This is a genomic window from Shewanella sp., assembly GCF_041630135.1.
In the GTDB taxonomy this organism is placed as follows: Bacteria; Pseudomonadota; Gammaproteobacteria; order Enterobacterales; family Shewanellaceae; genus Shewanella.
Genome location: NZ_JBFKLW010000056.1, coordinates 14,512 through 28,641 on the forward strand (window position 1 = coordinate 14,512; position 14,130 = coordinate 28,641).

At 50.9% G+C, this 14,130-nt stretch carries 14 protein-coding genes and 1 pseudogene; 6 read left to right on the forward strand and 9 right to left on the reverse strand.

Annotation, left to right across the window (positions count from 1 at the left end):
- Positions 1–225 precede the first annotated feature (225 nt).
- Positions 226–2,313, forward strand: coding sequence for a hypothetical protein (locus ABYK60_RS14245; protein WP_372872687.1), 2,088 nt, complete (start codon positions 226–228; stop codon positions 2,311–2,313).
- Between the two features lie 93 nt (positions 2,314–2,406).
- Here ABYK60_RS14245 and ABYK60_RS14250 read toward each other — a convergent pair whose 3' ends face one another.
- Together ABYK60_RS14250 and ABYK60_RS14255 are read right to left on the reverse strand one after the other, a co-directional pair.
- Positions 2,407–3,945, reverse strand: a complete 1,539-nt coding sequence (locus tag ABYK60_RS14250; RefSeq protein ID WP_372872688.1) for a S8 family serine peptidase — start codon at positions 3,943–3,945, stop codon at positions 2,407–2,409.
- Between the two features lie 234 nt (positions 3,946–4,179).
- Positions 4,180–4,896: a DUF1223 domain-containing protein gene (locus ABYK60_RS14255; RefSeq protein ID WP_372872689.1), complete on the reverse strand. Its 717-nt coding sequence runs from the start codon at positions 4,894–4,896 to the stop codon at positions 4,180–4,182.
- Positions 4,897–5,036: 140 nt separating this feature from the next.
- Between ABYK60_RS14255 and ABYK60_RS14260 the strand changes: the two genes are divergently transcribed.
- A complete protein-coding gene (locus ABYK60_RS14260; protein WP_372872690.1) occupies positions 5,037–5,300 on the forward strand; it encodes a Rho-binding antiterminator in 264 nt (87 codons plus the stop codon).
- On the opposite strand, the gene ABYK60_RS14265 is transcribed toward ABYK60_RS14260, so the two are convergent.
- The gene (locus ABYK60_RS14265; RefSeq protein WP_372872691.1) at positions 5,290–5,643 is read right to left on the reverse strand and encodes a RidA family protein; all 354 of its coding nucleotides are present in this window, start codon (positions 5,641–5,643) and stop codon (positions 5,290–5,292) included. The genes ABYK60_RS14260 and ABYK60_RS14265 overlap by 11 nt on opposite strands.
- 119 nt (positions 5,644–5,762) lie before the next feature.
- The gene (locus ABYK60_RS14270) at positions 5,763–7,229 is read right to left on the reverse strand and encodes a Na+/H+ antiporter NhaC family protein (protein WP_372872692.1); all 1,467 of its coding nucleotides are present in this window, start codon (positions 7,227–7,229) and stop codon (positions 5,763–5,765) included.
- Positions 7,230–7,531: 302 nt separating this feature from the next.
- Here ABYK60_RS14270 and ABYK60_RS14275 point away from each other — a divergent pair, with 302 nt between their 5' ends.
- Entirely contained in the window at positions 7,532–7,735 is a 204-nt protein-coding gene (locus tag ABYK60_RS14275; RefSeq protein ID WP_372872693.1) for a cell division protein ZapB, read from the forward strand.
- A gap of 18 nt (positions 7,736–7,753) precedes the next feature.
- Here the strand turns inward: ABYK60_RS14275 and ABYK60_RS14280 are convergent, their stop codons facing one another.
- The 5 genes from ABYK60_RS14280 to ABYK60_RS14300 all read right to left on the reverse strand — a co-directional run bounded on the left by ABYK60_RS14280 (position 7,754) and on the right by ABYK60_RS14300 (position 11,489).
- Complete coding sequence (locus tag ABYK60_RS14280) at positions 7,754–7,966, reverse strand: DUF1107 domain-containing protein (protein WP_372872694.1); 213 nt, start codon at positions 7,964–7,966, stop codon at positions 7,754–7,756.
- A gap of 338 nt (positions 7,967–8,304) precedes the next feature.
- The gene (locus ABYK60_RS14285; protein ID WP_372872695.1) at positions 8,305–8,919 is read right to left on the reverse strand and encodes a thiol:disulfide interchange protein DsbA/DsbL; all 615 of its coding nucleotides are present in this window, start codon (positions 8,917–8,919) and stop codon (positions 8,305–8,307) included.
- 113 nt (positions 8,920–9,032) lie between these two features.
- The gene (locus ABYK60_RS14290; protein WP_372872696.1) at positions 9,033–10,010 is read right to left on the reverse strand and encodes a serine/threonine protein kinase; all 978 of its coding nucleotides are present in this window, start codon (positions 10,008–10,010) and stop codon (positions 9,033–9,035) included.
- Positions 10,007–10,315, reverse strand: coding sequence for a DUF3630 family protein (locus ABYK60_RS14295; RefSeq protein ID WP_372872697.1), 309 nt, complete (start codon positions 10,313–10,315; stop codon positions 10,007–10,009). The genes ABYK60_RS14290 and ABYK60_RS14295 overlap by 4 nt, the downstream gene beginning before the upstream one ends.
- 364 nt (positions 10,316–10,679) lie before the next feature.
- Positions 10,680–11,489: a hypothetical protein gene (locus tag ABYK60_RS14300; protein WP_372872698.1), complete on the reverse strand. Its 810-nt coding sequence runs from the start codon at positions 11,487–11,489 to the stop codon at positions 10,680–10,682.
- A gap of 263 nt (positions 11,490–11,752) precedes the next feature.
- Here ABYK60_RS14300 and ABYK60_RS14305 point away from each other — a divergent pair, with 263 nt between their 5' ends.
- The 3 genes and pseudogenes from ABYK60_RS14305 to ABYK60_RS14315 all read left to right on the forward strand — a co-directional run.
- Positions 11,753–12,142 (forward strand): nitrous oxide-stimulated promoter family protein, encoded by a 390-nt coding sequence (locus ABYK60_RS14305; protein ID WP_372872699.1) that lies wholly within the window; start codon positions 11,753–11,755, stop codon positions 12,140–12,142.
- Between the two features lie 77 nt (positions 12,143–12,219).
- Complete coding sequence (locus tag ABYK60_RS14310; protein WP_372872700.1) at positions 12,220–13,071, forward strand: hypothetical protein; 852 nt, start codon at positions 12,220–12,222, stop codon at positions 13,069–13,071.
- A 70-nt stretch (positions 13,072–13,141) separates the two neighbouring features.
- A pseudogene (locus ABYK60_RS14315) lies at positions 13,142–14,130 on the forward strand (S9 family peptidase); the annotation flags it as partial.

Consider the following 14,130-nt stretch of genomic DNA (forward strand, 5'->3'; position numbering starts at 1 on the left):
AAGCCCTTTTCATGTGTATTGCCCATATGAACAGTCACAACCGCCGCTATCACATGCCCGTTATAACAGTCAGGAAGCCGGACCGGTTTGACTTAATACCGCATTCAGATGGCTATTCAATTTGTTACATAAGCCGCCAAGATACGGACTGGCGTGCGCTTATCAAGCCGGAACTAAGGTGCTACTATGACTTTCACATTTTCAACGCCTGACTGAAGATTGCCAATGGCAGAAGCACCTCCGACGCGATTTAAATTAAATAACTTTATTATCGATTGCCAAAACCTGACGATTGATAATGGAGAGAAATCGGTAAAGCTGCCTGTTAAGGTTTTTGAGTATTTGAAGCTTTTCCTCGTCAATGAAAATCATATCGTTGAGCATGAAGAAGCAATAAAGAATATCTGGGATGGCAATGAAGGCGTTGGAAAACGTGGCTACATCAATGCAATGTGGCAAATCCGCAAAGCCTTTACGGATCTTGGCGGCGACTGCGACGCAATATTCAAGACTCTTCCAAAAGTCGGCTATGTACTGACAGTCAAACCTGAGCCACTACCGAAATCTACAGCACAAAATACCGGCTTGAAACGCCAATCGATTATGCTGGTTGCACTACTGTCGACCACCTTTATTCTGGCTGTACTCTATCTCTTTTCAAGCCCACCCATGAGGCCTGAAAGTGAACCGGAAAGCGAGTCTGTCAAGTTTGCCACTTTGCAAAGCATCACCAATTTTCAAGGTGTAGAAGAACATCCCGCGGTGTCTCACGACGGTAACTTCCTCGCATTTCAGTGGATCCAGGAAAACAAGCATGGCGGCTTATATATAAAAGACTTACGTGATTCTAAAAGTCCGTTGAGGTTGATTTCCTCCGGAGAATATCGCGATACCTTGCCAAGTTGGTCTCCTGACGATACTGCGCTGGCTTATATTCAAATTACCAGTGAAGGTCAGTGTCATATCCGGGTTATTCAGCTTTTAACACTTCAGGATAAATTAATTGATTCCGACTGCTGGTATGTGGAATTTCAAAAGAAGCTCGACTGGTCTGCCGATGGTAATGCTCTGCTTTATTCAAAACTGGTCAACGGTGTTGCCTCTCTTTTTAAATATGACTTTATTACCAGCCAGGTGACTCAGGTGAGTTTTCCTGAGTCAAAATCAAATGATCTCATGGCTATCTGGGCCGCTGACAGTAAAAATATCATAGTGCTCAGAGAAAGAGGCCAACAATATAAATTGGTATTACTATCGGAAACAGGTCAGGAGCAGCTGCTACTCAATTATCAGGAATCTATTACCGGCATTACACGCGGCAAGGGTAATCATCAAATATTCGTTAATTATTCAGAAAGCGGAAAAATTGCGACCTACTCATTGGATTTCACCAATAACAACAGCCCTGAACTCACAAAGATAAACCAAATAAGCGGAGCATCGGGACTCAGCTTTAATACCAAAACCAATGAGCTTTTTGTCACCAAACATCAGTCAAGCGAATATATCGTACAACGAGCCCTGGACAGTGAGCGGATAATTCGTCGGGTGTTTTCCTCGTATCGCGACTTGTATGGCCAATACACTTCCGATAACGGAAGCATTTTGTTTGTGTCAAACCGGTCGGCAAATTGGGATCTTTGGCTGCAAAATGAGCAAGGCTCAACAAATCTGACCAAGGGTGTCGGGATGGTCAGATATGCCTCTGTCTCCCCTGACGGAAAGCATTTTGCAACCACAGTGCTCAAAAAAGGCGATGAGCAGCGACTCTTCATCGGGGATGTGCGTGAAGGTCAGCTTTCTCTTATTGATACAGGCAATCTGACACCCGAGTTTCCCACTTGGTCAGCCGATGGCTCGGCAGTTTATTTTGCTGCCATCAGCAATAATCTCTATGGCCTGTACCAATTCGATATAAATACCGCCAGGCTGACACAGCTGACCTCCAATAACGAAACCTTTGCGATACCTGATGGCAAGGATGCACTGTTCGTTACACGGACAGATGAAAAAGGCATTTGGCGACTTAATTTAAAAACCAAACAATTTACCAAGATTATCGAGGATTTGGCGATAGAGGATTTTGGCAGCATTTTTACTCAGGATGGTACGCTCTATTACTTAACCAGAACCCCTCAAAATGACAGCATCATGAAATTCAATAAGGGAGGCGAAGATGAGATTATTGCCAGCTACCCTGCCAACTCCATCAGAAAGTATTTTGGTATAGCCAAAGGTGATCAGGACAGTTTTTTATTAACCTTAAACAGTATATATGATGCTGATATTTACTCCTTTCCTGTTTCATATTGAATGACATTTGCGAAACGAGCACATGGCACCAGCTGCCAAAAGCGCATAAAAAAGCCGGTCAAATGACCGGCTTTTTTATGCCTGAGCTAAGGCTTATTTACAGTTACGGCCTTTACAGGTACCGCCGGTGTTGCCACCGCCATTACCGCCACAGCCATTGGCAGTCAGGTAATCTACCGCATCCTTGGCCTTCACCAGACCATAGCCATAAGAGTCATCACGACCGGCTGCACCCAGATCTTCAGCTGTCGCACGCAGTGCGGCACGGATTTGAGTGTTTGAACACTGTGGGAAGTGACTCCACACCAGCGCCGCTACACCGGCTACGTGTGGGGTAGCCATGGAAGTACCGTCGAAATAAGCGTAGTTACCAGCGCCAATGCTGACGTTGGCCTGAGTGCCAACCTGTGCCAGCATGGCTGCACCGTCTACATCGCTCACGCCCACTGAAGGGATTGAGGTCACTACTTCACCCATGGTGCCGTTCAACGGACCAGCCACGTTGTTGTAGATGATGGCTGCTACACCGCCGCCGTTTTCACAGGCCTGCACTTTCTCAGCGAAAGAAATAACGCCACGCTGAATCAGACACACCTGACCGTTGGCGTTACAGGTAGCTTCACCGGTACCACAGTCAGCCAGCATGCCGGAAGCATTACCAGTGGGTGAGCCTTCCATACCAATGGCTTCATAACCAGTGCCATTCACGTTAGAGCTGGCTACCAATGCAGTGCCCATAGGCACAGAAGACAGCACACCTACGCCAGGGCCAGACAGTTCAACCTGGCTGGTCTTTTGAGAGAAATCAGCAACCAGTTTGTTGCTGTCGATAGCGGCTACAGACACTACCGAGTTGTATGAAGCTGGGTAAGAGTGACGGGTGTTACCATCGTTACCGGCAGCAGCAATGGAGAGTACACCACGGCTTTCGGCAGCGGCGAAGGCCTGATCTTCTGAACGGCTCTTCACTGAGCCACCGAGGCTCATGTTGATAACCTTGGCACCGGCCTGCTCACACTTGTCGAGGGCAGAGACCAGAGAAGAAGAATAGCCCCAACCATCGGCGTTGAATACTTTGATGATATGCAGGTTCAGGTTACCGTTGGGGTTAACACCCACAACACCCGTGTTGTTATTCAGGGCAGCGATGGTACCTGCCACGTGAGTACCGTGGTGGTTTTCATCGGTGAACCAGTTGCCGGTACCGGCGTCGTTGGTGCCGGTAACCTGGTTGTTGGCCAGATCTTCGTGGGCCAGTTCATAGCCGGAATCGATAATACATACGGTCATGTTAGAGGTGGCGCTGTCGCTCAGCTGATCAGCCTGCACCATTGGAATACCGTAAGGCACAACCTGCGCCATAGGGTAACGCTTGGCATCTACTTCGACATATTCCACGTTGGGATTATGTTGCAGACCTTTAACAGCGTTAGCCGGCAGCATAAAGGCTGCAGCGTTGTGGTTGCTCAGATCCAGCGCCATCTTGCCACCCTGAGCCTTGAGCTGGGCCATGACACTTGGGCCTTTGCCTTCCTTGAACTTAACGATATAGCGCTCTTGATCAGCGGCATATGCGCCAGAGCACAGAGCCAGGGTTACCGCTGCGGCCAGTGGTTTGTAGAATGATTGCATTGCTTACTCCTGTGCATATTCAAAGTGGTCATCTCATGGAACAGTCAAAAGCCATTCAGACCTTGTTATTATTTTTTATTACATTTGTAACACTTTTGTATCACAAGGCTTCGTTATACGCACAATATGCGGCCAAGACAAGCCTTAGCCGACAAAAAATCTGTTAACAGTGCGGCGTACGCTATTGATTGGCATGATTTAAAAACAGAGACGCAACAGCAGCACCAACAAATACTATTGGGTAAGCCACCCTCCTGCCGCCTGCAATGGCCTTAGGTTCGCCTCGGCCCAGACCACCAGTGCCAATCGTGGCGCTCTGCGCCTGAGGGAGTCTATATCGAGTGCCAGCGTTGCATTGAACTGACTTTGCAGCGGATCATCAGAACAATTTTCATACTGAAAAAAGGACAGCACGGTAAAATCATGTTGCAGCAGTCTGCCGCGGTTTTCACCGCGCGCCACCCGGGTTTGCAATCCCACCCCCACGATGGCGAGATTCAGCACATCGGCAGCCCCGTCAAATGTGGCGCTGATCACGCCGTCTGCCAGTGAAAAATTAAGGCGGGGAGCGGCTTTGGTTACTGGCAACTCGCCACCGCGCCATTCCTTGCCGTCTATAAAAATCTGTGGTGTATAGACGCCCTTACTGTGCTTTCGATTCCAATATGCATACTGACGCCGGGAAAAGGTTTGTTGAGCATAGGAGTCTTTCCAGCCGAGGTAATCCCAATAGCTGACATGAAAGGCCATCGGAAAGAAGGTGTGCCAGAGACCGGTCTCCTGTGTGAAGCCGGATAACCATTGCTCAGCGGGTGGGCAGCTGGAACACCCCTGTGATGTGTACAGTTCAATAATGACAGGATGGGATGTCTGACTGATGGCGTGGAATTCCCAAGCCCATAATGGCGCTGGCAACAGGAAGGAAACTAACCATAGGATTGGCCGTTGCATGCGTTCTCTCCACCACTCTATTCCAGGTACAAAGACCTGCAAAGTAGTTGGATCATTTCGTTAAAGGCTTGAAAAATACCGGACAGCACCTATGGTTTTAACGACAATCTATTTCTAAGAAAATGATTAAAAGAGGAATTATGCAACCATACCAGGGCATTGACTGCGGTGCTTATGACTATCTGGAACTGGCTTGTATCCGCCGCTACCCCTTAACGCTGGAACTCAGGGAAGAGGGGTGTATCCATGGCCGTGCCGTGACCACGGAAATCCGCTGTGACAAGAGCGAGTGGCTGCTGATAGACACAGCCACCCAACAAAGAGCCATTCGCCTCGACCGTATTATCGCCATCACCCCGGATATCGAAGGTGCCGGCTTTGGCCGAATTCCGATCAACCCCTGAGCGCGGCAATCACAGAAATTTCAACCAGGTATTCGGGCTCGGCGATAGCAGCTTGCACGCAAGCACGGGCAGGTGCATGGCCCTGTGGCACCCATGCATCCCACACGGCATTCATGGCATCGTAGTCCTGCATATCTTTAAGATAAATGGTGCAACTCAGCAATTGCTCCCGGCCGCTGCCAGCCTGAGCCAACAGGGCATCCACTTCTTCAAGCATGGTTTGCGTTTGGGTGGTGATGTCAGCAAATTTATCTTTGGCCACCTGACCACAAAGATACACTGTACCCTGATGGATAACTATGCTGCTCATGCGGGTGCCTGTGTCCATACGAACTATGCTCATAGGAATTCCTTGAATGACATTTGGAAAAGATAAGATTCTATCCCGCCGGTGCGCAGCGGGCTAATGCACCCGTGTGAAAAATTTGAACAACTTCGCCCGGGACAAAAAACCGAACGCGGTCATTCCGCTCCACCTGATGCTTTAAGTCGCCGTTGCCACATCCACAACAGAGTCACAGCAGTTAAGGCCATCAACGCCAACACGACCCCATGGGGCAGCCCCATGTTCAGCCCCTGAAATGCCAGAATTGCCGCCGCAGCAGCCATCAGCGCGAAGGGCAGCTGAGTAGTCACGTGCCCTTGCACACTGGCACCGCTGGCGGTGGCACTCAAAATCGAGGTGTCTGAGATGGGAGAGCAGTGGTCACCAAACACCGAACCTGCCATCACGGCGGCCAGTGCAGGTAACAACAGCGTCGGCGCCAGAGTATGAGCTACCTGCGCACATAAAGGGATCATAATGGCAAAGGTGCCCCAGCTGGTGCCGGTCGCAAAAGCCATAACGGCGCACAGGCCAAAGATACCCGCCAACATATAGTCGGCAGAAAGCCAGTCGCGGGCAAGATTAGCTATGCGGAAACCTGCACCCAAATCCTTGATAAGCTGACCAATCATCCAGGTCAGCAGCAAGATACCCACCGCCAGAGCCATTGACCTGACGCCCACCAGCACATCCGCACCGAGCGCCTTGCCCCGACCACGCCAGAGGCTGCCAGCCATGGCAACCAGCACAGCCAATACCGAGGCATCACGCATGGCTGCCCCAATATCCGCCGCGGTGAGCATGGCACCGAGACCGGATTCGGTGGTGAGGCGACTGCCGGAATACAGGGTAAAACCTACCGAGCTCAACAGCAGCGCTGCCAGCGGCAGCAGCAAAGGCCAGGGTGATGCACTGATGTCCTTGGGCAACGACGCATCACCCGCGGATTCGGCCTCGGTAGTCCATCCCCAATCAAGCCATGTCCCCACCAACACCAGCAACAAAGCGCCAATGGCATAAAAGTTAACAACAGCCATACCGAGAAAAGCTTCCAGCGGCGAAACCGGTAAAAAAGTTACCCCAGCCAACAGCGCCATCACGTAAGGCCCCCAACTGGCTACCGGCACCAGTGAACATAGCGGCGAGGCTGTGGTATCCACCATATAGGCAAGACGATTAGCGCTGATACCATAGTGCTTCGCCAGCGGACGCCCCACACTGCCCACCGCAAGGCAACTGAAAATACCATCGATAAACACCAGAAATCCCAGTCCCACCACACCAAGGCGAGCCTGACGTCCATCACTGATACGCCGCGACAACCAAAGCCCAAACTGTTCCACAGCACCACTGCGCCCCAACAGGCTGGTCATTACTCCGAGCAGCAACATGGCTGCCAGCACATTCAAATGCCACCCCTGCCACTGTGCCTGGTGATAAAAAAGCCCGGTAAAACCCGAGAAAAGATAAGCGGCCGACGTCCATGGATCAAAATCATTAAGAATAAGGGCGCCGCACAGAACTCCGGCTCCCAGCGCGACCAGAGTGCGCCTGAGCAACAACGCAAGGGTGAGAGTGAGCAGCAGTGGCAGGAATTCAAGCAAAACCAGCTTCCCGGTCAATCAGTGGGGGATAGGGTCTCAGCATACCCGCTGGCTACACCGCTGCAAAGCCCGAACCAAGACACAACTGCGGCCGGTAATGATGCCGGGAGCGCTGACACCGGTATCGAAGGTGACTGTTTTGGGGATGATACAAACCGCTATGCGAAAGAAGCTCTGTAAGGTGCATCTTAGCTGGGTAAACTTACTGCTGAATTGGTATAAATTGCGCTTTTACACTAGGTGCGCCGCCCTGAGCCTGCTAGAATCTGGGCTCCATCCAGAACCCTTACAGGACCTTTCCCATGAGCCTTGAACTATTGTCCCAGCTGGAAACCAAAATCCAGGCAGCACTGGAATCTATCGAACTGCTGAAATTGGAACTTGAAGAAGAAAAAGAGAAGTCTGCCAACCTGGCACAGCAAAACCAGCAACTCAAGCAGGAGCTCGGCTCCTGGAATGATAAGATCACCGGTCTGGTTGGTCTGCTGAGCAACCAGGTTGACTGACAAAATGAACGCAGCGCCTCAGGCGGTTTTTGCCTCGTGGTTTTGAGCTTCAATCAGCTCATTCAGCTCCAGAATCGCCTGCTTTACCTGAGGCAGGCTCTTCCTCGGCAATAAAAATTTTCCTTTCTCAAACTCCAGCCTTCCCAGGTCTTTCACCCAGATAACCCCCGTCAAAAAGATCCGCACATGTTTGACGATTAGTCTGGGCGCATAAACAGGAAATACTCGCACATGACCCTCCTGTGTTGTTCTCTTATTATTGATTACAGTAGTTCGACCCTTCTTTTACCAGCCAAGTTTCATGGGGCGAAGCATAAATTTGTAAATTTTGACTTCCTTTAACGTAAGCTGCTGATTTACAGACTCATCAAAATTCACTTTTTTTCAGCGTCAATTTGTCGGCGCTTGCCAAGATTATGACAGCTTGCTACATTTACAGGGTTACTCAGGGTAAAACTGAGCCGAATGGCTCTACACCGTGCTTCTTGCGACCAGGGAGTACGGTTTTTTTTTGCCCCGGTAAAACAAAAAAGCGCCATGAAGGCGCTTTTGGCTGATTTGGGACGCTATCAATCTTTTTTGGTAGACAGGTAAAACGCAATATCCAACATCTCATCATAACTCTTGATGTTGTCATTCATCACCCGGTATTTACCGTTTACGACCAGTGCAGGCACGCCCGACAGCTTGGCATTTTGGGTATCACGCTTCATTTTGTTCATCTGGGCATTGACCATAAATGAATTGGCGGCTGAATCAAAATCCTTGCCCTCAACACCATTGGCAATGAACAATGCACGCACATCGTCACGGCTGACGAAACGCTGCTTCTTATCATGAATGGCGGCAAACAGCGCCTGTTCAATTTTCTTTTCTACGTTCAGTTGATGTGCCACAGCAAAGGCGCGGGACATTTCCACACCCATTTCACGACCAATAAAATCAACGTGTGTCTGATTAAAAGTAACCCCCTCCGGGATTTTCTCTTCAATCATAGGAACCACAGTCTTGGAGAAGTTGTAGCAGTGAGGGCAGTAGAAAGAGAAAAACTCTGTCACCTCAGGCTTGGCGCTGCCGGGACCTTCGTTAATAATTTCATAATGCACACCTTCTTTGTAATCGGCGGCCTGAGACATAAAAGGCATTGCCAGCAGGGCGGCAGCCATCAAAAGCGCTTTTTTCATCTGATATCCTTGGTTTGCGGGTCCTGCGGACCAAATCGGTTTTCGAAGCCTAAACTAATACGCTTTTTGATGCCATCTCAAGCACAGAGTTCAACTTTGTGTTACAAAACACATCAAAAAGGCTGCAGACGCAGTGGCGGCTGGGTTATCTGCACCACCTGAGCCTGCATATCGCGAATTTGCCGTTGCCAGTAAGCTTCATCGGCAAACCAGGGGAAATGCATCGGAAATGCAGGATCCTGCCAGCGACGGCTAATCCAGGCCATATGCCTGAGCATCCTCAAGCCCCGCAGCGGCTCTATCAGTGCCAGCTCCTTCATATCGAAGTCGCAAAACTCTTCGTAGGCACCCAGCAGGGTATCGAGCTGAATCCGCCGCTCATGGTCATCCCCGGCCAGCATCATCCACAAATCCTGTACCGCCGGACCGCAGCTGGCATCATCCAGATCCACAAAACCCGGACCATCAGGCGTCCACAGTATGTTACCCGGATGCAGGTCCCCATGCAGTCGCAAGCTGGTGGTACTAATCCAGGCCTGCTCGATGGCATTGGCCAGCGCCTGACCCGCAGCCGCAAAATCACGGTGCAGAGCCTCTGGCACATGGGTAGATGCCAGCAGTTCGGCCAGCGCCTCGGCAGCCATGGCCGCCGTCAGTGTCTCACGGGCAATAAACTGCCCGCCCTTGCCAACCTGATGTAAGCGGCCAATAAAGTGGCCGACGGCCTCCAGCTGGTCAAGGTTGTCCATTTCAAATGCACGACCACCAATGGAGGGAAACAACGCAAAGCGAAAACCGCTGAATTGAAACAGACTCTCGCCATCCAACACCACAGGAGCCGCCAGCGGTATTTCGGCGTCGGCCAGTTCAAAGGCGAATCTGTGCTCTTCACGGATTTGCTCATCGCTCCAACGTTCGGGACGGTAAAACTTGGTTACGTAACGGTTGCCACGATCGCAGCGGAACTGATACACCCGGTTCTCGAAACTATTCAGCGGCATCAGACCGGTTTCAGGATAAATACCAACTGATTCAATGGCATCAAGAATGGTGTCTGGCGTCAGCGCATGAAAATGAAATGCCGCACTCATAGGGTCTCTTCCTTTACCAAAGGACGCAGAAGTCCCGCCAGAAACGCCAGCACTTCAAAATCTTCTTCGCGGTCACTGGCAAGCCATGCCACATCACCATAAAACTCAAAATTCAGCCACAGACGGCAGCCTTCAAAGTCGAGCAGCCATTGGTGGCGATCAGCGCCCCACTGCCTTTCCAGCACCCGGCAATCGAGCGCAGCGGCCAGTGGTTCAGCAAATTCGTCAAAACGGTCGTAATCAATATCACCGCGAATGGCCAGACTGATGGCCTCTTTATCAAGACTGATCTGCGAGATATTCATGGCGTTTGCCGTACTGCTGAGGAGGAAGATGATGGCAATATCACGGCACAACTCAGTTGGCCGTTTTCAGCTTCACACTGCTGGCCACACTGAAATTGACCTTTATTGTTGCCCAGTCGCAACAACCCAGCCCCCTTGGTCTGGCATTGCTCCGCTGACTCATAGTAGCCAGCTATGTCAGCATACTGCCAGGGAGTACTTTTGGCTTGAGTGCGATACGTAAGAACCCATTGTTCCGTGCGGGAACAAGCGCCAACCATGGCAAGTAATAAACACAGGGTGAGCAACTTCAAGAACATCTCCCAATAAAAAAAGCGGTGCCCGCTGCACCGCCTTTATTTTATCCCGCCCAAAAGCGTGCTGACTAGCCTGCCGCCTTATCACGGGCCTTTTCGATACGGGCAATACGCCCCTCAAAACCAGTCACAGTACCATCGGACAGACCGTGTTCCAGCGCCTGACGGCACAATTCAATGGCACTGTTAAACTCACCATTGTCGGTTTGCAGGGTTGCCAGTTGCATAAAGCCTATACCTTTTAAAGGTTTGCCCATCCCCAGCACCTCAATGGCCAGTTTGGCATAGTGCTGGGCAAGCGAAGCACCGTAAGCAAGATGCCCGGCATCTTTACGCTGTTTGTAACATTCATTAATGGCAATCAACAGGCTTTGATGTTTAAGCTCTGCGGTACTTGAGCCATTGTAATCACTCACAGCCCTGGTCAACACTTCTCCGGCAAAATCGGGAAGAGCAAGGCCTGCGCGGGCTTTCTCTGCAGCTTCCTCCCGTGCAACAACGCCAACAAGAGTCTCAATTTCACAAACCGCTTCCGTTTTAGCGGAAACATCTGCATCAGTGTCAGCCTCAACTGAAGCGGCCTCAGTGGCAGGCTCTACCTCCACAGATTGTGGTGCAGCGACCACCGCGGCTTCATCTGCCTCAGACTGCAACGCTTTCTTGTCGACGATTTCTTCAACTGTTTCACTGGAAACCGGCACAGCGGCCTTTTCAGCCTCAATCTCATTTGTGTCAGACACCTTGGGCGCAGATGTCATTGTGTTGCCGTCTTCGGAACTGTCCCGGCGTGGCTGTTGCTCCTCATTGGCCAGGCGTTTGGCGCGGTTATAAAGGAAGACGCCAACCAGCACCAGCAGGATGAGTGCGACTATTTTCATGTTTTGTATCCTGTATATCGTGGCTGCTTTGCCACCTTTCCCCAATTCCGGCTGAAAACCATACCGGGCGCAGTGGTTATTTTTAAAGCATTTCACCAGTTCAAATCAAGTATTTATGCCCTTTTGACCTTGTCTGATATCAAAAATAAGGCACCTTTTGTCTGTCACATTTTGTGCGCACCTTCATGATTTGAATATCGTCTTTTGAGTTCGGCTATCCTGGCGGCTAAGATAAAACCAAGTAAATTGCTTGGGTATTTGCCATGACCGAGTCCATCACCTTAAGCGGAAATCTTGGCCGCGAGTTTGCTACTATCAGCGCCATGGTCGCCATCTATTGTCGGGATCATCATGGTACCAAGGCCACCTGTTCCGAGTGCCTCGAGTTTCTTGACTATGCCAAAACCCGACTGGATCGCTGCCCTTACGGCCAGGAAAAGCCCACCTGCAACAAATGCCCGGTTCATTGCTATAAGCCGGCACAAAGAGAGCAGGCCCGGGTGATCATGCGTTATGCCGGCCCACGGATGTTGTTGCCCCACCCCATTCTGGCGATTCGCCATCTGTTGCTGGAACGTAAAGCCGCGCCGGATAAACCACCCAAGAATCTATCAAACCGCCACCAGCGATTACAGAAACAGGTATCCGATTAAGGCAGGATTGCCACGAAGCCACACATGGGCTAAAACAGAAAACATTCGGATTTTATACAGCGGGATGACAGCTGCCCATGACAGCGTTTCTGGAGCAATCCTTTAAGTGGCTATCGCTTCTTGGCGGCCTACACTGCCTTGGACTCGGGCTTTATTTACGCTACCTGTATCGGTCACGCTCGGGAAATCAAAAGCTGTTGGCGGGCATATTCTCGCTGCTGTCGCTGACTTTCTTTACCGGCCTGCTGACACGAGACACTGTCTCCCTGCCAATGCCACTCATCTACAGCCTGTTTATTCCCGGTTATTTTTTGCTGATGCCACTCCTGTATCAGTACTGCTATCAGGCATTGGGTAAACACACCGGCTCCTTTGGCTACCACTATTTGCCCGCGCCGCTTGTGGCCATCGGAGTTATGGTTGATCAACTGAACAAACCGGGGTTGCTCCTTCCCGGCACAAACGAGCGCCTTTCTGTTGCCGACTACACGCCGTTTACGACAATCATCACCCTGCTGTTGTTTTTCCAGACCTGTATCTACTTCATCCTCATTTTCAAACTACTGCTTGCCCACAGGAGTCGCGGCGCCAGAGCTCATGAAGAAAATCTGCAGGATCTGCGTTTTCGCTGGTTAATGACCCTGTGTCTGGCACTGATGTTGAACTGGCTGCTGCGGGTCAGCCTGACGCTGTTCCCCATCTATTTTGGTGATGGTGCCAGTGAGTTGATGATCATGTTCCCCAGAATGGTGCTGCTGCTCAGCCTGTACCTGTTGGCTTTTTATGGGTTACACCAGATTACCCGTGCAGCCTACCTTCGCGGCCAACTGGCACTCCCCCCCAAAGTCAGCCAGAAAGCCAGCAGTCAATTACTGAGCGCCGATGAACTCGCTTATCTGCAACAGCTGATAAAAGAGGAAAAAAAGTAAGCTTTTTCATGGTGTTTTTATAATCAAGCCGTTAAGGTGATTGTCACTTTCGACCATGGGGGAATTGTTGATGTCACCGCGTTACCAACATCTGTTTCTGGCCGGCTTGCTGGCCACGCCTGCGGCCATGGCTGCGCCATCCCACTCAATCACAGCCGACGATTTTTTCAGCATAGCCAACATGAGCTCTGTAGTGATAAGCCCAGACGGCAACCATGCACTCTGGCTCGAAAACCGCTGGGATAAAGAACTCGACAAGAGTCAGGCCGATTTATGGCAGATTGATTTGAAAAGCCGCACTCCCGTCCGCCTCACCTTCACCAATGAAAGCGAATCACAACCGGCCTGGAGTCCGGACGGGCGCTTCATTTACTTTATTGGCACAGAAAAGCGTGATGAGAAGGCCCCCTACAACGGCAAACCACAGATTTTTCGTATCGCCAGGGGCGGCGGTGAAGCCGTTCCGATGACCCGGGAACAGGAAGGCATTAATGCATTTGAGCTGTCCAAAGATGGTTCGGCGCTCTACTTTCTTGCCAATAAAGAATCCAAAGATAAGGACACCTGGGCTGGCATGCGTGCCAGTCACAGTGCCCCTCAATACGGCCACGGAAAACGCGATACCAACCCACTGTACAGATTGGATTTACAAAACTTCCGCCAGGAGCTGCTGCTGGACGACGACAAGGTGGTGTGGGATTTCAGTGTCAGCCCCGATGGCAAGCAAATCGCCCGTATCACCACAGAAGATAATGAACTCGTCTACCTGGAGGGCTGGTCGCGGGTAGAAGTGTTCAACACCACTGACAAGCAAAACCGCGTACTTGAAGATAAAGCCTGGCGTGAGCAAGCTGCATCGCCGTACGGCTGGCTGGAAGGTCTGGCATGGGACAACAACAGTGAACGCCTGGCGTTTCGCATCGACTTCGACGGCCATCCCGGCCGACTGTTTGTGGTCAATACCCAAGGTAAGGGCCAGATGGAGCTCACCCGCCCCGGCAGAGTGACTTTGAACGGTGCCGATATCAGTTGGCGCGCCAACAGCAATGAAATTTGCTA

What these genes read in the sequence shown, in the direction of transcription:
- ABYK60_RS14290 (WP_372872696.1), bottom strand. Translation starts at nt 10,010, where the DNA reads ATGAGTGCGGCATTTCATTTTCATGCGCTGACGCCAGACACCATTCTT.
- ABYK60_RS14295 (WP_372872697.1), bottom strand. Translation starts at nt 10,315, where the DNA reads ATGAATATCTCGCAGATCAGTCTTGATAAAGAGGCCATCAGTCTGGCC.
- ABYK60_RS14310 (WP_372872700.1), top strand. Translation starts at nt 12,220, where the DNA reads ATGACAGCGTTTCTGGAGCAATCCTTTAAGTGGCTATCGCTTCTTGGC.
- ABYK60_RS14265 (WP_372872691.1), bottom strand. Translation starts at nt 5,643, where the DNA reads ATGAGCATAGTTCGTATGGACACAGGCACCCGCATGAGCAGCATAGTT.
- ABYK60_RS14245 (WP_372872687.1), top strand. Translation starts at nt 226, where the DNA reads ATGGCAGAAGCACCTCCGACGCGATTTAAATTAAATAACTTTATTATC.
- ABYK60_RS14250 (WP_372872688.1), bottom strand. Translation starts at nt 3,945, where the DNA reads ATGCAATCATTCTACAAACCACTGGCCGCAGCGGTAACCCTGGCTCTG.
- ABYK60_RS14275 (WP_372872693.1), top strand. Translation starts at nt 7,532, where the DNA reads ATGAGCCTTGAACTATTGTCCCAGCTGGAAACCAAAATCCAGGCAGCA.
- ABYK60_RS14300 (WP_372872698.1), bottom strand. Translation starts at nt 11,489, where the DNA reads ATGAAAATAGTCGCACTCATCCTGCTGGTGCTGGTTGGCGTCTTCCTT.
- ABYK60_RS14260 (WP_372872690.1), top strand. Translation starts at nt 5,037, where the DNA reads ATGCAACCATACCAGGGCATTGACTGCGGTGCTTATGACTATCTGGAA.
- ABYK60_RS14305 (WP_372872699.1), top strand. Translation starts at nt 11,753, where the DNA reads ATGACCGAGTCCATCACCTTAAGCGGAAATCTTGGCCGCGAGTTTGCT.
- ABYK60_RS14285 (WP_372872695.1), bottom strand. Translation starts at nt 8,919, where the DNA reads ATGAAAAAAGCGCTTTTGATGGCTGCCGCCCTGCTGGCAATGCCTTTT.
- ABYK60_RS14255 (WP_372872689.1), bottom strand. Translation starts at nt 4,896, where the DNA reads ATGCAACGGCCAATCCTATGGTTAGTTTCCTTCCTGTTGCCAGCGCCA.